Consider the following 17,522-nt stretch of genomic DNA (forward strand, 5'->3'; position numbering starts at 1 on the left):
GGCCCGAGCCGGCCGTGCGGTGCCGAGGGCGAACGCAGCCTGCCCGCGGGCGACGCTGACGGCCGAGCCGGAGCTCGAGCCGCCGCTGATCAGCTCCGGACGGAGCGCATTATGCGTCTCGCCGTAGGGGCTGCGCGTGCCGACAAGGCCGGTGGCGAACTGGTCCAGGTTCGTCTTGCCCACCGGAATCGCACCGGCGCGGATGAGCCGCTCCACCACCGGCGCGTGCCGTTCCGGCACATACGCATAGTCGGGGCAAGCCGCGGTGACCGGCCAGCCGGCCACGTCGATGTTGTCTTTCACCGCAAACGGGATGCCCCATAACGGACAGACCGCCGGATCCAGCACCTTCAACCCTTCGAGATAAGGAGCAATTCGTTCCTCCTCCGGCGGCAAGATCCAAATATTCATCCCGCTGTCCCGTTCCGCACGCCCGATAATGGCCGCGATCACCTCTTGCGGCGTAAAGCTGCCGCTCCGATAACCCTGCTGGAGGGCATAGATGCTCAGTTCGAAAGGAACCGCCTGAATGCTCATGACGCCGCCTCCTTTTCCACCGGATAGATCGCCGCAATGCGGTCGCCTGCCCGCACCTGATCGCCGGACGCCACAAAGACGGAGGCAATGATGCCATCGAACGGGGCAGGCTGGGAAAACTCCATTTTCATACTTTCTTCTATTATAATAGTCTCGCCCTTGCGGACCTCCTGGCCCGGCTCTACGAGCACCTTCCAGACGCTGCCCGACATCGAGCTGTTCACGCCGAGGCTTCCTTCCGGGAGCGCCCCCTGCTCTTGGGTCGCGGCTGCCTCCGGTTCGGATACATGCTCCGCGATGCCAAGCTCCTTCCAATACGCCCGCTCCTGCTGAAACGCAGCCTGCTGCGATGTCCGGAATGCCGCCGATTCCTCCTGGATCGTGCCCAGCCAGGCCAGATACTCGCCGAGATTAAACGTCGTTTCTTCGACCTCTACCGTAAACTCCCCGCGCGGGAAGTCCTCCCGCATTCGCAGCAGTTCCTCCTCCGACACCGGATAGAAGCGGATCTGGTCAAAAAAGCGCAGCAGCCACGGCTTCCCCTGCTCAAAGTTCGCCGTCCGGCGGAATTTGTTCCACATCTGTACCGTGCGCCCCACGAACTGGTAGCCCCCTGGGCCTTCCATGCCGTATACGCACAGGTAGGCTCCGCCGATGCCGACGGCATTCTCCGGCGTCCAGGTGCGGGCCGGATTGTATTTGGTCGTCACCAGCCGATGGCGGGGGTCCAGCGGAACCGCAACCGGCGCTCCCAGGTATACATCCCCGAGCCCCATGACCAGATAGGAGGCGTTAAAAACGATTTCCGCCACCTCCTCGATCGAGCCCAGCCCGTTCATGCGGCGGATAAACTCCAGGTTGCTCGGGCACCAAGGCGCATCAGGACGCACGTTTTGCTGGTAGCGCTCGATCGCCAGCCTTGTGGCCGGATCGTCCCATGATAAAGGCAGCTTGACGATCCTGGAAGGGACCTCGATGGAATCGAGCGACGGCAGCGTCCGGTCGATCTCCATCACCTTCGCCGCCGCTTCCTTCACGGACATACGGGCCGCATCTACATGAATTTGCAGGGAACGGATGCCCGGCGTCATTTCGATATACGGGATGCTTCCGCTGTCCGTAACCGCCTGCATCAGGACATACACCTGGAAGCGGTACAGCAGGTCGAGTTCACGTTCCCCGTATTCCACTAAAATATTTTCGTCCCCGGAGCAGCGCACCGCAATCGGAAAGCGCCGCCCTTCTTCCTCGTATGCAAGCAGCGGCATATAGTTGCCTCGGGATGTATGTGGAAGCTCAGGCAGCTTCGGCATAGACACTCCGCCGGAGAGCTCACGCAGAAATACCTCCTGGGCTGCTCTCAGTTCTTCGGCTTCCTCTACAGTGATCAGCCGGAAACGGACCTGATCGCCCGGGCGGAGCTGCCCGATTTTCCAGAGCTCCGCCGTCGCGGTCGTGACCGGGCAGACGAACCCGCCGAGACTCGGCCCGTCCGGTCCGAGCAGAATCGGCATGTCGCCCGTCAGGTCCAGGGCGCCGACGGCATAGGCGTTGTCGTGGATGTTCGACGGATGCAGCCCGGCGTCGCCTCCATCCTCCCGGGCCCACATCGGCGCAGGGCCGATCAGGCGAACACCGGTGCGCGAGCTGTTGAAATGCACCTCCCACACCGTGGAGGTTAGCTGGTCCAAATACGCCGGGAGCAGGTATTCGGCGGTGCAATGCGGTCCGGGAATGACCCCGAGGGTCCATTCCCGCGTCAGCGCCGGCTGCGATGCCGGTGCGAGGAAGCTTAGAGGCTCGGGCTGGCGGTCCGGCGAGTCGCTGCGGACCCGGAGCACCGCCCCCGGCCGCAGCGCGCTGCCGGCATGGCCGCCGAAGCCGCCGAGCGTAAACGTCGACGCGCTGCCCAGCGTCAGCGGCATATCCAGGCCGCCGGTGACGAGCAGGTAAGCGCGCATCCCGACGGCGGCTTCGCCCAGGGTCAGCACCGAGCCGGCGGACGCCGTCACCGGGGTGTACGCCGGCACCGGTTGGCCGTCCAGCTCCGCCTGCATATCGGCCCCGGTCAGGCAGAACCGCATGGCGCCGCGGAAGCGGTAGCTTCCTCCGCGCAGCGTCATTTCCAGGCCCGGCGCTTCCTCCGGATTGCCGAGCAGCCGGTTGCCGATGGCAAAGGCCAACCGGTCCATCGGCCCTGACGGAGGTACGCCGATATCCCAGTACCCCGTTCGGCCCGGAAGGTCCTGTACGGTGGTTTGAACGCCGCCGTCCAGCAATTCGATCGCCGGCTCGACCGGCTCAAAACCGGCCAGCATGTTTGTATAGACCCGCCCTTCGCGGAACGCTTCGGTATCCAGAAAAGCTTCGATATAAGACTGGTTTGTCGTCACACCGTACACGCGCAGCGCCTGCAGCGCCGCGATCATCAGGGAGACGGCTTCCTGCCGCGTCTTGGCGTGGACAATAATTTTGGCCAGCATCGGGTCATAGAGCGTGGTCACTTCGAGGCCAGGCTGAATCCACGTCTCGATCCTTGCGCGTTCGGGCCAAACCACCGCGTCGATCCGGCCGTCCGCCGGACGGAAAGCATTGACGCAGTCCTCCGCGTACAGACGCACCTGCAGGCTGTGCCCCTCCGGTTCACGCACCCGCTGTGCCAGCCCCGGCAAATCGCCTGCCGCCTCCCGGACCATCCATTCCACGAGGTCGATGCCGAGCACCTCCTCCGTGACGCCATGCTCCACCTGCAGCCGGGTGTTCACCTCCAGGAAGTAGTACTTCTCCTCCTGCGGATCGTACAAAAACTCGACTGTGCCGGCGCTGCGGTAACCTGCGGCTGCAGCAAGACGCCTGGCGCTTTCATGCATTTCCCGGCGCACCGGTTCCGTGATTCCGGCGCTGAACGGAGCAGTCGCGCTCGCCCAGAGCGACCGCTTCGCCATCGCCGTTGCCGAAGATCTGCACCTCAACGTGGCGCGCCCGCTCAATATACTTCTCCAGAAAAACGCCCCCGTCATTGAAATTCGCCGCCGCCAGCCGGGTCACGGATTCGAATGCATCCCGCAGCGCCGCTTCGTCGCTGCAAATACGCATCCCAATGCCTCCGCCGCCGGCCGTGCTCTTGAGCATGACGGGGTAACCGATCGCTTCAGCCTGCCCGGCGGCTTCGTCCACCGACGAAATAAGCCCTGTGCCCGGCAGCAGCGGCACCCCCGCTTGCTCGGCCATCGAGCGCGCGGTATGCTTCAGGCCGAACAGCTCGATATGCCCGGGGGACGCCCGATAAACGTGATGCCCTTCTCCGCGCAGGCTCTAGCGAATCCGGCGTTTTCGCTTAAGAAGCCGTATCCGGGATGCACCGCGTCCGCTCCGGTGTCCAGAGCCGTGCGCAGGATCAGCTCGGCATTCACGTAGCTCTCCTTTGCTGGGCCATCCCCGATGAGCACGGCTTCGTCGGCCTGCTCCACGTGCAGGCTGTCCCGGTCCGCTTTCGTGTACACGGCCACCGACGCAATACCCATAGAGCGCAGTGTCCGGATAATTCGTACCGCGATCGTTCCGCGGTTGGCGATCAGCACCTTTTTAAACATCGCCTTCGCCTCCTTCCGCATTCCAGACCAGCACCTGCGCCGGCGTCGGGTTATAGGCATTGCAAGGATTGTTCAGCTGCGGACAGTTGCTGATCAGGACGGTGACCGGCGCCAGCGCCGTCAGCTCGACGTAACGTCCTGGTCCGGATACGCCGTCCGCAAAGGTCAGCTCCCCTTCCGGCGTCACCGGCACATTCATGAAAAAATTGACGTTCGGGGCCAAATCCCGCTTCGTGTATTCATCCCGGCCCGACAGCATCAGCATGAAGGTATCCCGGCAGTTATGCATCGGGAGCGTATCGTGTGAATACCGCACCGTATTGCTCTGGGCCGAGCAGGCACCGCCAAGCGTGTCATGCCGGCCGCAGGTGTCGGCCGTAATCTGTAGCAGCTCCCGCCCCGATTCGGCAACGAGCACCGAGCCTGTGGTCAGATAAATGTTATTTTGACGGGTAATCGTACGGACCGCACTGTAATGATCGCCCGGATCTTCCTTGGAATAAAACAGGGTGTCCACCGCCTGATTGCCCTCCACATCGACGATACGCAGCACCTGCCCGGGGAACAGGTCATAAATCCAGCCCTCTCCTGCAGCTATGATGTGGTTGTACACGGCATCCGCCGCGTTTCGTTCGCTTGCCACCGCTTGAAATGTGCTCATTTTCAATTCGCCCCTTTCATGAGTGCATAGGCATTCCATGTGTTTTCAAAAGCTCGTCGGTTCTCACCGCAGTGGTTCACGCACAGATCGTCTTCCGTCATTGGCGCGGCATCCGTAATACGGATCTCCACCGCTGCCCCCGGATACACCGCCGAGGGGTTGAGTGGATGCGGCGTGTTTGACACAACCAGCAGCACATCCATTTCCGTCCGGAGGGTGACGAAGCGCCCATCGGTTGGCTGGGGAACATACCTCATCGTCCCGTCCAGCTCGCATACCACTTTCGAAAAGAAATTCACCGGCGCGCTTAAATCCCGCGGCGTCAGGTTATGGCGGTACAGCTCCACCGTCAGGTTTTCCTCGCCGCTTCGCAGCCAGGCGTTGCGCTCCTGCTGGTACGAAGTCGGACCATACTTGCCGTCCGTTCCCTTACGGGTCGTGTATCCGCCAAGGGGATCATGCCAGCCGGCAGTATCTTCAATGATGGATGCAAGGACGCGGCCCTGATCGCTCATCAGCACGTGACCCGCCGTATAAAAAGCGGTATGCTGCGCCTTGAGCGAATCCGGCATGTTGTACCTCTCCGACGGATACGCCGCATGATACAGCAGCGCAGACACATTCGCTGAATCGCCCGCGGCCGTCAAGGTGACCGACTTGCCCTTGCCGATATAGGCGGACCATTTGCCGCCGGGTCCCATCGTAATCGAAAAGCTTGCTGTCATTTTCATTCCTCCTATGGAGCAGGCCTGCTGCTGGCCGGACATAAACGCCAGTGAGCCCCAAACCTGCCAAATTAAAAAACTAAAAAAAGCCCGGGAGAAACATCAAAGCGTGCTTTGATAGATTCTCCCGGGCTTTTTTCCCGCCGTGTACACCAGGCTGCCCCGGTGCGCCTTCTCTCGGACCAGCCAGCCGATGACTTTCACCGACCCGGAACCCTAGAAGACATTTCGTATGCGGTTGTTTATGTTAAGAATACTAACATGATTTCTTGGCAGTATGCAATAAAAACTTACAAAAAAAAAATATGAAAATGCGGATATTTAGCTGTAAAAGGCGGTTTAATGTGAGGTTATAGGCCATAATAAAACATATGTTTGCATGTAAACTCAGAAAAAAGACTTGATTTTTCTGAAATAGCCTGCAAAAATGTGAGATGTCATGACATATCGAATCGCCGTCAGTTGCTTTATCCCTTTGGAGGAGGAATGTCATATGTCAAATAACATAACATTAAAAAGAGATTTATCCTTGTCCCATGTCGTGACTATGGGCCTGGCCTGGATGTCGCCCATGATCTTTTTCACCAGCTTCGGCGTGCTTCACGAGGGTTCGGGAGGCATGCTCCTGGCCGCTTACATGCTCGCGTTTGTAGCCATCGTCTTCACGGCGGCAAGCTACGGGCAAATGGCGAAGGCTTTCCCCGTCNCGGTTCGGCCTACACCTACGTGCCAAAGCGATGAACCGTTTCTCGGCTTTGTGTGGGCTGGGCGTCCTGCTCGACTATTATTTTCCTGCATTATCGCTGTGCTCATGTTCGGAATTAATTTGAACGCGCAGTTCCCATCTGTACCGTCGGCGGTCTGGATCATCCTCCTGACGGCTGTCGTCATGGCGATCAATATCATTGGCATCAAAACATCGGCCAATGTCAGCAAAATCTTCGTCCTGATGCAAATTTTGTTTATCGCAGGCTTCTGTGCGCTCCTGGTATACAAAGCGCTGCAAGGCGGGATTACCGCGGGACTCGACCCGTTTGCCGCAGGAAAGGGTGTCTCGTTCTCTTCCATTCTGGCCGGAGCCTCGCTGGTCTGCTTCTCCTTCCTCGGATTTGACTCCATTACGACGATGGCCGAAGAAACGAAAGACCCGAAGAAGACGATCCCCCGTGCCATTATGGTCATTGTCATCCTGGCCGGGCTGATGTATTTTGCCACCGCTTATTTAATCCAGCAAATGTACCCTTCCTTTTCGTTTGCGAGCGCCGACTCCGCCGGCTTTGAGCTGATGCAGTCCATCGGAGGCAGCGTGCTAGCTTCGGTGTTTACGTTCGTCATCATTTTCTCCATTCTGTCCCAGGGCATGTCCTCCATGACAACCGTCACCCGGCTGCTGTTCGTCATGGGAAGAACCTCTCTCCTGCCCAAAACATTCGCTTCCATCCATCCCAAGTTCCGTACGCCCGTGTTCAATATCGTGCTGGCCAGCGTTATTTCTTTGTCCGCCCTGTTCATCAGCCTCGAAACGGCGATCAAATTCGTGAATTTCGGCGCGCTGACGGCGTTCCTGTTCGTCAACCTGTCGGTGATTTTCCACTACATCGTCCGCGAAAAGGGCCGCACTCCCAAAGACCTCATTTTCCGTCTTTTGTGCCCGCTACTCGGTGCCGGCTTCGTGCTGTACCTCGTCACCCTTCTGGACGTTTCCTCACTGCTGCTTGGCGGCGGCTGGCTCGTATTCGGACTGCTGTTCTATGCGCTGCGGCGGGCCAAACCGGCGGTACATGAAACACCGAGTGCGGAAATGGAGAGCGCAGTTTAAGGGAAAATGACTGCTCGCCATCCTGCCGTTTACACAAGAGGCGGATATTTCGAAAAAAAAGAAAAAGGACACGGCCCGCCTGAACCGCTCAGCGCTGCCGTTGTCCTTTTTTTACTAAAGCATGGAACTATCCCAAATCCAACATATCGTCCGCAATGATTCCGTTTTGCACATACCGGACCAGCTTGCCGGCTTCATTCGAAGCCCGGTTGAACCCTTCGGCGTCAACCNCCAGTTGTCCTCCCGGGTCACGCATCCTCTGCGGCACACATCGAGTATTCGATCCAGGAGGGCATGTACGTCTTTAAGGTCAAGTACGCCCGCCGCATATGGTATGCGGAAGTAACGATCAGAATCCGGCGGATGCCGTGCAGCGAAATGGCCCGGTCCAGGACCAGCAGCGAGGCGAGCACGTTCTCCTTCGTATGCCGCGACTCCTGCTCCACCAGAATTTGTCCGGCAGGGACCCCCAGTTCCACCGCCCTTTCCTTCATCATCAGCGCTTCGGGCAGAGGCTGCCCTTTCCAGATCGTACCTCCCGAAAAAAGAATCATCGGTGCCCGGCCATCCTTGTATAATTGAACCGCTGCGGGAACGCGGTACTTTGCGCCCTTGTTGCTTCCGAACACGAAAATGCAGTCGCCTGGCCGACCGTCGTCGGAAATTCCCTTGTACAGCAGTGCGGTAATTTGCTCGTGCGATAATTGGCCGGGATTGCATTCTGAAATCATCATCTCCGGCACCCCCGTTTTCCTATGGATTTCTTAGCAAATCTTGCAATAAATGATAGAACCACTTCAATTGTATGAAATAACAACTGAAATGGTTCTCAATTACACCGTATATGATGACGATGCCCAGGCATCGCCGCGCTGGTAAAGGGAAATATCGGAGTAGCGGGATTCGAACCCACGGCCTCACCCACCCCAAGGGTGCGCGCTACCAGACTGCGCCATACCCCGATATATGCGATATGTATTTTTCAGTGCTGGATGCATTTATCCTTTATAATTCAACGATTCCAAGCATATGACCACTTCTCACTTGCTGTAATTATTTATTATTATAAAGTGGTCGTAATTATGTGTAAAGTGGTCGAAAAATCATAATTTCACGACCTCCACCACAGAAGGATCGAAAATATTTCATGTTTTTATCATAAACAACCATTGTGACCGACAATCGTTCCATCATAAAGGCTAGTTAGCCTTGCTTTAGCTTTGGGAAAACCGTATTTTGACGTAAAAAAAGCATCAGTCCTGGAACTACTGATGCTTTTTCTCTAATTAGATCAAGAGTTGTAATATCTTTTCCCACTCGATCGTGGCCGGCGGCTTGGAAGTAATATCGTACACGGCGCGGTTGACGTTTCCACCTCGTTGACGATACGCACCGAAATTTCTCCAGTACGTCCCACGGAATGCGGGCCCAGTCGGTGGTCATGCCCATCGATCGAGGTTAACCGCGCGGATGCCTACGGTATAGGAGTAAGTACGGGCATAACCCATACCTGCTTCAATTTTTGGTCATTACATGTCTATTATTGTGCTATTTTATGTATCAATTGAAGCGGGCTAGAATAATGATTTCAAGCTGAAAAGTGTAAAAAAACCTCTGAACACACTTGGATTTCCCCAGATTGTATTCAGAGATTTTTCATTTGAAACAATAGTCTATTTTTCATGTATGCATTTGTACAGTCTCATAATTGAGTGATTCTACTCTGCGTTTTTTCAATACGAACACAATTAACAATAGTAGGATTAAAAAGCATTAAATTATACCCACTTGTACTTAACGTGCTTTCAAAAATAATACCTTCATATCCTGCCCCATCAATTTCATTAAGACTCTTGATGAAGTCAACAATAAATTGAGTAGGCAAATAATCCAACTTACTATCGCCACTTCTAACTGGTTTGGAAATTGCATTATTCATTTTGTTGAAGGTTTCTAAATTTATAGCATACCTAACAGGGTCAGGAAAGATAAACACATCCAAGTTTTTCAATAATCTAAAATCGATTACCTTGATACTTGTTGTTAGTGGAAATTTACCCACATAAATAGAATCACTTTTACTTGGTCTTATTTCACTTACAGCAGTTGCTGTGTCACTTGCTAAATACAAATGACTGATGCCTTCAGAATTCGCCCGTCCAGCTGTCGCCCGTTCTTTGGGTGGTGCCCCCATCTTATCAGGAGTTAACTCTTCACTATTTGAAATCCTAGCGCGAAAAAATGTGTCTACATCTAAAGTTATTGTAATATTCAATAAATAATCTTTTAACACATCATAATTTACATGATTTGTATGAAATCGATTCTCATGTTTTATGTAATCAACAAATTCTCCCCAAGTTTTCCCTTTCAAGACTGAATTTTCGTTTAGGTACTTATCATTCATCCACTCCAAAACACCCACTTGATTATCTAGCAATGGAATTTTATCAGAAAATTTACTGGACAATAGTTGAACTAAAAACCTATGTATTTTGTGATTATCAAATCCATTAAAAATATTCCATCTCTTCTCAAATTCATCTTTTATACTAACCAACTGATACCGCGAGTATCCATATGGTAATAATTCTGATGCTGGTTTAAAGATACTCAAAATTCCATTAAATAATTCATCAATCCCAGAGTCGTTTAATAAATCATAGACATATACTTGATTACTTCCACAAAAGGAGCAATTGTCTATCTTATTTAAACTTTTAATAATGCCTTTTAACTCCTGAGACGTAAAACATTTTTCGCAACAGTTCATTTAACGTCCCTCCAAAAGATTACCAACGACTTCTAAATGATGCATTATCGTTAATTTTTTTAGAGTTGGTAAACCTGGATAGGTACCTTCATCATAGTGTCGTTTAAATATCTGCATAGCCAAAGTATCCATATAAGCATTATGCGAATAATCTTTGTACCACACAATTAATTTATCTAATGCTTCAGAAAATTTGCCTGCAGGGTCGCTAGTATCTTTATTGGAATCTGAAACAAAATGCATTATTTCTAATGCGTTTTCTTCGTTTGGGTATACAATATGAATTGCCACAGCATATGGAGCAAATCCACCTTCATTAAATTCCGCCCCAACTACAGAATAATCTGAAAACCCAATATACCCTTCCTCTGCAAAGAACAGATGTTCTTCTGAAAAAAACTCATTTTCATTATCTAAATAATCTGCATTCCTTAATAATTTATTGAACTTGTCGTCTAATCCAACTAAATTTTTCCCGTTTAATTGTCTTCTGAAAGCATTATCTAATGGAATCAAATTTAGCATTGGAGTTTTTTCCTCGAATATATCATTATACAAATTAACTAATTTCTTTTCACTATGTATAACTACAATATCATCTAATTCAACTTCATAGGATTCAATTATGTCGCGTATTTGTTCCACAGAATTTTTATTGAAGTGGTGTGCTATAGTAACATTATTCTCTTTTGTGAGCTCTATGAACTTATGTTTAATATCCTCAATCTCTAACTCTCCCAAAAATGAACCCACTTTAGGATTTGATATAACTACGGCACTGTTTTGAGCATTTGCAATTCCAACTAAAGTAGAGATTAGCGTAGAATTTAGTTTAACTGGCTCAATAATTGGAGTAATATGTCGACTTTAATCTTTCATTAACCGCCAATTCTCTAATAGCAAGTAAATCATATTGTCTACCTCTTATTATTGGGTAGTACATGGATATCACCTCTTAGATTAAGTTTTTCACAAATAGAGAGCAATGTTTGTTCATTATATTTCCCTGAATACACTAACCACCTTATTGATTCCGGTAAATACTTAACCATCTCAATTGTACCAGATTTTTCCCTGCTATTTAACTCTTTGAAAACTAGTGTTTGCGCTTCTATTATGTCAATTTGTTTAAATAGTTCTAATAATGTTCTAAAAAAATGTACTGGTTTTACGTCAGGAATAAAACCAAACTTATACCAGATGATTTTTTCATATTCTTTTTTTCGCAGTAATTTAAATAATGCTTCATGATTCAGTGCCTTATCATCTCTAATAGATGTTTTCCTCACACTTAATCTTTTGTCCTTAGTCAGAACAATTATTCCGACATTGGGATTCATTTCTTTAAGTATTTTGTAAACTGGATAGTAGTTTTTTTCTGATGTCACAACGTTTACCATACTAAAAACTTTATAGTAATCATTCAACTGATATATCAACCTATCAAAATTGTCTAACTCAGTTTTTATTTCATATACATAACCGTTTGAATGATTTAACACAATAAAATCAGCCTTTGAGTTATCAATAACAATTTCACTAAGGGCTGTAGAAGTTCTCAAACTATATTTTCCTATAATGTATCTATTGAAAAGTATGCTTTTATAGAAAAACTCGTTACGATATTCCGAATCTAATAGTTTATAATTTTTTTCTAACTCGTTTATGAACAAATCCGATACGAATTCTTCGGAACAAATTTTGTCAATTAGAAATTTCTTTGTAAAAAATCTATTTAAATAATTGTGATTCACATTTTCCATACTATCTTTTTCCATTATGTACACCCTATTATTCAGAATATATTTATCAACTTATTTATCAACTATGTCTTATATCCCCGTATCCATTAATAATTGCATGGAAACTTGGAATACTAAAAAATTAGTTATCTTGATTGTTTATTGTTTTGACTGATTTTTGTTTTGTACTCTTTAACTATCTTATAAAACGTATTCTTTTTTAACTCCAACATTTCAATAAACTGTACTGCTGTTATCTCTTTGCTTTGCCACTTGGGATAATTAGATTCCAGAATTGCCTTTTGTGATTTCGTTAAAGAATCAAAATTCATTTGAGGTCGTCCTAAATGCCTTCCCTTTGCCTTAGCAACAGCTATCCCTTCTGACTGCCTTTGCCTAATATTCTCCCGCTCTCGTTCTGCAACAAAAGATAATACCTGCATCACCAAATCGCTCACGAATGTTCCAAGTGTGTCCTTATGTTGTGTAGTGTCCAGTAAAGGCATGTCGAGCACTATAATATCTGCTTTAATCACTTGGGTAATATATTCCCATTCCTTTTTTATTTCCTTGCTGTTTCGTCCAAAGCCGTCGATTGATTTGACATACAACAAATCACCTTGACGTAGGCATTGCTTTAAAGCTTGATATTGTGGTCTGCCAAAATCCTTACCGCTTTCCTTGTCGATGAATATATCCCGCTCATTCACACCAAGATGTTTTAACTCATTATACTGTCTGTCTGGGTTCTGGTCTTTTGTAGAAACTCTTATATAGGCAAATGTTTTAACTGTCATTAGAGCATCCCTCTTTGTATGTAATACTTAAATTATATCATTGACGTTTATAAAAGCATACAATAATTTACAAACGTTTATTAATGGATATATATACCTATACAAACACGAATCTCAATGCATTTGAAATGTCCTTAAAGGTATACGTTTATAAACTGAAATCAAAACTCCAATTTGTATTACCTATAGATTCCCTACATAAAAAAGAAAAAGTAGACCGTCCTGTACAGGGGTAGCGGTCTACTTCTTCTGATCGTATTACCTTTGCATAGCCAACCGTCTTTTACGCGGTTAGAACATGTGCGGAGTCGGAGTGTATCCAGCACTTCGGCTCTTTAATAATTTTACTTTAAAAAATTGAATGGAATCAAGACTTAGGAACACAGTTGCAATTTGATACATATTTCCCTATTCATTTTCATCACTATCATCGATTGTTGTTTTGACTGATTCGCTCTGATACTCTTTGCTTTGCAAGTGTATGGGATTAATTTTATCCTGATAGTATTTCATTGTTACCAATTTATCGATTAATTTATTCTCCGATAACAAATCCAAGACTTTTTCCTGATCTATTAACTTCCTTTCTATTTTCCACATCAATCTTTCTATTGCTATAAGTCGTTCATCATGGTACGACACAGCAGAATTTATGTTGTCACTCAACACCTTCACACTCTCTAAAAGCCGGTTAAGCTTCTCATGTAATATCTGCCCTTCTCTCATTGGGACCCTTTCTTTGACTAATCATAAGGAAATATATAAATCAGAAAATTTTCAAAAAGTAAATTCATGCTTTGAACTTGTCAAACAATTCTTCCAAACAGGTCTATAGAGTCAAATTTTATCAGACACTTTAATCACTGTGTTAGGAAAAAATACCTTAAATGCTGCATAGCTAACTGATCACTTTCATCGGCATAATAAACTGCGTTGCATTCCTTACAATAATCCTCTTGTATAGCAACAGAAATGATTCTTGAGTCTTTTGAAATAAGGTATACTTCAAACTCAACATTACTAATATCGTTACTTCCACAAATATCACAGCGACTAACTTCAATATCATAATTACCTTCTTCACTATAGTAATCATTAATTAACTTTGTGATTTCTGCTATGTGCCTAATCACTTTTCCGTTAATATATTCTTCACCACATTTTGAACAAATAGCAGCGATTAACTTAACACTCTTAAAACGTTTATTTTTGGTGATTAAAGGGAGTTCCAACTTTTGATACAGCACTTTTTCACTATTGCAGTTATGACAGAAGGAAATATTTGATTTTGTACCACACAATTTCTCTTGTCTATCCGAAAATTCGATCTATTTTTTTCATAGCTACTTCTCCCTCTTCTTTAAATACTCTAAATAAAATATCCATTCAATTTAGAGTCTAAGATACTTCAGCAACCTTTGAACTTCCAAATGATGAATATCAATCACTTCTCCTTTTTCAACTGAAGTAATCTGTGCTTGAGAATGGAATCGTGAATAACCAGTTACTCTCCTCTTACCTTTATATTTTAAGAGAAGATAAACTTTGTAATCGCTCTGATCTTTATTAGCTTCGACAGCTATCACAAACTCTCTGTACTCACGAGTCCATCCTTTTTCCAGCGGTAAGATGCCCTTAACCTCTACTTTTACTTCCCTTCCAATCATTGAATCAAGATTATCGCTGTGAATAATATTTGAAATTGAATTCTCGGACATTGAAACCCTTCAGACTGGTGTTTTCAGTTTCTATGTGATCAGTTCATATCACTGCTACATCCCCCCCCTCAGCGGATGCCAGAGAAAGTACCGAGCCGATTTCACCAAATAAAAAAGCAGAGTAGCTAAGTAGCTACTCTGCTTGGTAAAACCGTACGGGTATTTTCTGTGAAATCCGATCTAAAAAGAATTTCATAAATACTCTCCTCTTTCTCAAGGGCATTATTAAGTAACGTTACCACATCAAATGGATTCTTGTAAATTTGTGCCAAAGAAAGTACTGTTTAGAAGGGGAATATCATTTAGTTGGTCATCATCGTCTTCTTCAATTGATGAACTATCACATAGATATTTTCCTCCTTTCTTTTCATATGTCGCTTGACTCATAACTTTCCGTACAGCTACATCCTTTCTTAAATCAGTAAATTGATTTCTTTCTAGCGTCCTGTAACCATTCGCTGGAATATGCTTATCCTGAGGCAAAAAAGGTACATAGGTGTTGTGCGTATTAGTTATCATGTTATGTGCTTCTAGAGTTTTAATAACCTCGGAAAGCTTAGTACTCTTAATACCAGTGTCAATAACTAATTGTTCAATGGAGCTATTATATTCACCTCGGAAGTAACCATTCATACACTTTAAGAAAGAATACAAATAAAACCCAACAACTCCTATGTCGCTGTGCTTCATGCAAAATATAAATGTATTTATATCTATTTCAGTTGTATTTGCAGTAATAAAGAAATAACCATTTTCTATACCTTTATTTTCACTCTCTTCATCGAAATATATGGCTCGAACAGGAAAGTTTATTTTTCTTGCACGCGAAAGTTTCACATCACTAGGTAATTCATCCTTAATATCCGATAGCATTTTCCAATAAACCTCAGAGTAATTTTTATTTCCAGATATATCCTCTTCATACTTATATCTAATTGGGTAGTCACTTTCTTTTCTTATATAGTTTAGTTTATTCAGCACCCCATCTTTTTTAGTGATATAACTAACACCCGCTGCACCTCTACTGTCAGGCGAAATATTACAAATCTTATATATAACTGAGTCATCAATGAAACTCTCTCCAAAGTAGTCTTCATAATAAGTAAAACGAGCGTATCTATACATATATGAGGCTAAATAAAGATAAGAAAAGGCAAATGCAATGTGGGTTGCATTTGCCTTTCGTGCTTTGAAGTCTTCACTATTAACCAAGTCCTTAAAAAGCTCATTTGGCATGTATATTCTTTGTTTACTTTCTCTATCTACATCTAAAATAGTTCTCAATTCTCTTTCATTATAGTAAGTACCACTTTTAATAGACAAACCAACCACCTCTATATATTCACTAATAACGTACGTTATCTATACTGGTATTCTTTCAATGCTCTCTTTAATTCATCATTTTTCTCAAACAACCAGAAGGACATAGGAGTCTTATCATGAAGGGCATAACAAATAAAAGAAATACCCTTGTCCATTTTAAGAAACCTGAACAAGGGTATTGAGTAACAATAAAAATATTCACTTATTAATGTCTTGCTCAAAATGAATCACTCTCCTCGTTGCCAACCCCAGTAATAATATAATCTCGATATTGTTTTTCCTTTTCCTTGTGGAGGTTCACAATCTCGTTCTCATACATTGATAACATAGGAACTGATACCCCGATTTTAGATGCCAATTCTTTTAGCTTTATCTTCTGTTGCTTCCTTAACAACTGGTATCCTTGCCTTACACTAAACTCAAATTGCATTCTGAAACTCCCCCTCAAAAATGTCTTCTTAACTAATTAAGTGATGGCAGCTTAAAAAGTTAAGCACTTTGGCAGGGATGATGGTGTAAAATCAATTACGTGCGATTTGCGGTGTATATGTAATATATAAATACAACTGTATTAGACTTATCTATAATATATATTCTATATATACCGCAAATCGTACATTTTAGAAATTTCACTTTCCATTACTACTATTTCCTTGTATTTAGATCATGTACTGTTACCTTACACAGCAATACAGTATTATTTTAAAAGGTTTAAACGGCTTTAAAATCTCTTTTAAAGGTTAAAAAGCACTAGACTTGATTCCTTTAAAAGCGTTTAAAAGGCTTTAAAAAAGTTTTTGATTTTTTAAAGCTTTCAAAATTCTGAAAGGTTATAAAGCGTTTCTACATAACCATGACGCATTGTTATCATTTCTAAAAAAACAATAAAATGTGTCATCTACACGATAGTGACTTATCGCGGCTGCGAAAGGGAATCGTATCGTTGTTAGATCAAGGTGGGATTTCTGTGAGGGTGTTTCGGGGCAAATTCAAAAAAGATTAGTTTTCCAGTTAATAAACTTTCCTTCACCTATGATTCAAAATTCCCCAAAATTATGATTATATAAATTTAGTTTCAAAGTAGGACTCAAATGGATATGAGTGAGCAACCAATGGCCGGCTGTTGTTTGTTACTCACCCTACCTTAGACTATTAAGTAAACTGTTTTTGCATTCTACACAAAAAATTTTCTATATGATGGGCGGTCAAGTTTTGTAATTCCATTGGGAAGTGATCTTTTTGTAGATATGGATAATTAAAGTCATCACAAAAATATTTTATTCTCTCATCTGTTGAAGTTAGCTTCAATAACCTTTTCGCCCCAATTTCTGCACCGCGATGTAGATAAACTACTTCTGGGTACAAATGATAATATGCTCCAAGGCGCAATGCCGTGTCATATACTGATAGTGCACCAAAACCTTTTGTTTTTATGCAGTAGATGACAACAAGAATCTCATCAAAGCTTTTACATTGATTAAGTTGATTTATTACCGCTTGGTCAAGCAACTGTTTGGTGACTTCTTCAAGTACATCTTTATCAAGTTGCACTTGGTGGGAGTCTCGTTTACGGTCAGGTAAATAACCCCAAACTGCATCTTTGATGTGTTCCTCTATACTTTTATCTTTCCTTCGAAAATCACTCAACTTCCATTCTTCATAACTAGCCATATTTTTTCGTATTGCTTAACAAGTGCAGACAGAATCATATGGTAGACCCCCCCATCTCCTAAAAAATCCCACTGTTATTATAGCAATTTTATATTAGAATGGCACCCCCTACTCCGCTAAACCTGAGATGGCTAGAAGACGCCAAAAAGTAAGGTAATTAAAT

14 protein-coding genes, 1 tRNA gene, 3 pseudogenes and 1 riboswitch are annotated in these 17,522 nt (G+C 45.5%); of the genes and pseudogenes, 1 reads left to right on the plus strand and 17 read right to left on the minus strand.

Annotation, left to right across the window (positions count from 1 at the left end; translation table 11 throughout):
• The 4 genes and pseudogenes from CPT76_RS03725 to CPT76_RS03740 form a co-directional block, all read right to left on the minus strand.
• Positions 1-537, minus strand: a pseudogene (locus CPT76_RS03725) (amidase family protein); the annotation flags it as partial.
• Positions 534-4,130 (minus strand): annotated as a pseudogene (uca, locus tag CPT76_RS03730) (urea carboxylase). The pseudogenes CPT76_RS03725 and uca, both read right to left, overlap by 4 nt.
• Complete coding sequence (locus tag CPT76_RS03735) at positions 4,123-4,791, minus strand: urea amidolyase associated protein UAAP2 (RefSeq protein WP_105441968.1); 669 nt, start codon at positions 4,789-4,791, stop codon at positions 4,123-4,125. Before CPT76_RS03735 ends, uca begins: the two are co-directional and overlap by 8 nt.
• 2 nt (positions 4,792-4,793) lie before the next feature.
• Entirely contained in the window at positions 4,794-5,516 is a 723-nt protein-coding gene (locus CPT76_RS03740; RefSeq protein WP_105441969.1) for an urea amidolyase associated protein UAAP1, read from the minus strand.
• A 122-nt stretch (positions 5,517-5,638) separates the two neighbouring features.
• Positions 5,639-5,747: riboswitch (guanidine-I (ykkC/yxkD leader) on the minus strand.
• 316 nt (positions 5,748-6,063) lie between these two features.
• Between CPT76_RS03740 and CPT76_RS03745 the strand changes: the two genes are divergently transcribed.
• The gene (locus CPT76_RS03745) at positions 6,064-7,335 is read left to right on the plus strand and encodes an APC family permease (RefSeq protein ID WP_483870033.1); all 1,272 of its coding nucleotides are present in this window, start codon (positions 6,064-6,066) and stop codon (positions 7,333-7,335) included.
• A 248-nt stretch (positions 7,336-7,583) separates the two neighbouring features.
• Here CPT76_RS03745 and CPT76_RS03750 read toward each other — a convergent pair whose 3' ends face one another.
• The 13 genes and pseudogenes from CPT76_RS03750 to CPT76_RS03815 all read right to left on the minus strand — a co-directional run bounded on the left by CPT76_RS03750 (position 7,584) and on the right by CPT76_RS03815 (position 17,359).
• Positions 7,584-8,069, minus strand: a complete 486-nt coding sequence (locus CPT76_RS03750; RefSeq protein ID WP_258168066.1) for a YdcF family protein — start codon at positions 8,067-8,069, stop codon at positions 7,584-7,586.
• Positions 8,070-8,223: 154 nt separating this feature from the next.
• Positions 8,224-8,297, minus strand: a tRNA-Pro gene (locus CPT76_RS03755).
• Positions 8,298-8,621: 324 nt separating this feature from the next.
• Positions 8,622-8,843, minus strand: a pseudogene (locus CPT76_RS03760) (GMP synthase (glutamine-hydrolyzing)); the annotation flags it as partial.
• 194 nt (positions 8,844-9,037) lie between these two features.
• Entirely contained in the window at positions 9,038-10,108 is a 1,071-nt protein-coding gene (locus CPT76_RS03765) for an RES domain-containing protein (protein WP_105441971.1), read from the minus strand.
• Positions 10,109-10,966: a sce7725 family protein gene (locus CPT76_RS03770; RefSeq protein ID WP_146116142.1), complete on the minus strand. Its 858-nt coding sequence runs from the start codon at positions 10,964-10,966 to the stop codon at positions 10,109-10,111.
• A 59-nt stretch (positions 10,967-11,025) separates the two neighbouring features.
• On the minus strand, positions 11,026-11,886 hold the full coding sequence (locus CPT76_RS03775; RefSeq protein ID WP_105441973.1) for a sce7726 family protein: 861 nt from the start codon (positions 11,884-11,886) through the stop codon (positions 11,026-11,028).
• A 110-nt stretch (positions 11,887-11,996) separates the two neighbouring features.
• Complete coding sequence (locus tag CPT76_RS03780; protein ID WP_105441974.1) at positions 11,997-12,647, minus strand: recombinase family protein; 651 nt, start codon at positions 12,645-12,647, stop codon at positions 11,997-11,999.
• 408 nt (positions 12,648-13,055) lie between these two features.
• Positions 13,056-13,373 carry a hypothetical protein gene (locus CPT76_RS03785; RefSeq protein ID WP_105441975.1) on the minus strand — a complete coding sequence of 106 codons (318 nt, stop codon included), beginning with the start codon at positions 13,371-13,373 and terminating at the stop codon, positions 13,056-13,058.
• A gap of 134 nt (positions 13,374-13,507) precedes the next feature.
• Positions 13,508-13,948: a hypothetical protein gene (locus tag CPT76_RS36530; protein WP_219845376.1), complete on the minus strand. Its 441-nt coding sequence runs from the start codon at positions 13,946-13,948 to the stop codon at positions 13,508-13,510.
• Positions 13,949-14,038: 90 nt separating this feature from the next.
• Complete coding sequence (locus CPT76_RS03795) at positions 14,039-14,365, minus strand: hypothetical protein (protein WP_105441977.1); 327 nt, start codon at positions 14,363-14,365, stop codon at positions 14,039-14,041.
• Positions 14,366-14,608: 243 nt separating this feature from the next.
• Entirely contained in the window at positions 14,609-15,688 is a 1,080-nt protein-coding gene (locus tag CPT76_RS03800) for a hypothetical protein (RefSeq protein ID WP_105441978.1), read from the minus strand.
• 217 nt (positions 15,689-15,905) lie between these two features.
• A complete protein-coding gene (locus CPT76_RS03810) occupies positions 15,906-16,118 on the minus strand; it encodes a helix-turn-helix domain-containing protein (RefSeq protein WP_105441980.1) in 213 nt (70 codons plus the stop codon).
• A 722-nt stretch (positions 16,119-16,840) separates the two neighbouring features.
• Positions 16,841-17,359, minus strand: a complete 519-nt coding sequence (locus CPT76_RS03815) for a hypothetical protein (RefSeq protein ID WP_105441981.1) — start codon at positions 17,357-17,359, stop codon at positions 16,841-16,843.
• Positions 17,360-17,522: the final 163 nt, after the last annotated feature.

This window comes from Paenibacillus sp. AR247 (genome assembly GCF_002968895.1).
GTDB classification, from domain to species: Bacteria; Bacillota; Bacilli; order Paenibacillales; family Paenibacillaceae; genus Paenibacillus_AQ; species Paenibacillus_AQ favisporus.

Bases quoted from the DNA above. Each gene is read 5' to 3' on its own strand.
- CPT76_RS03735 (WP_105441968.1), bottom strand. From the start codon at position 4,791: ATGAGCACATTTCAAGCGGTGGCAAGCGAACGAAACGCGGCGGATGCC.
- CPT76_RS03750 (WP_258168066.1), bottom strand. From the start codon at position 8,069: ATGATGATTTCAGAATGCAATCCCGGCCAATTATCGCACGAGCAAATT.
- CPT76_RS03780 (WP_105441974.1), bottom strand. From the start codon at position 12,647: ATGACAGTTAAAACATTTGCCTATATAAGAGTTTCTACAAAAGACCAG.
- CPT76_RS03795 (WP_105441977.1), bottom strand. From the start codon at position 14,365: ATGTCCGAGAATTCAATTTCAAATATTATTCACAGCGATAATCTTGAT.
- CPT76_RS03740 (WP_105441969.1), bottom strand. From the start codon at position 5,516: ATGACAGCAAGCTTTTCGATTACGATGGGACCCGGCGGCAAATGGTCC.
- CPT76_RS03765 (WP_105441971.1), bottom strand. From the start codon at position 10,108: ATGAACTGTTGCGAAAAATGTTTTACGTCTCAGGAGTTAAAAGGCATT.
- CPT76_RS03815 (WP_105441981.1), bottom strand. From the start codon at position 17,359: ATGGCTAGTTATGAAGAATGGAAGTTGAGTGATTTTCGAAGGAAAGAT.
- CPT76_RS03775 (WP_105441973.1), bottom strand. From the start codon at position 11,886: ATGGAAAAAGATAGTATGGAAAATGTGAATCACAATTATTTAAATAGA.
- CPT76_RS03810 (WP_105441980.1), bottom strand. From the start codon at position 16,118: ATGCAATTTGAGTTTAGTGTAAGGCAAGGATACCAGTTGTTAAGGAAG.
- CPT76_RS03785 (WP_105441975.1), bottom strand. From the start codon at position 13,373: ATGAGAGAAGGGCAGATATTACATGAGAAGCTTAACCGGCTTTTAGAG.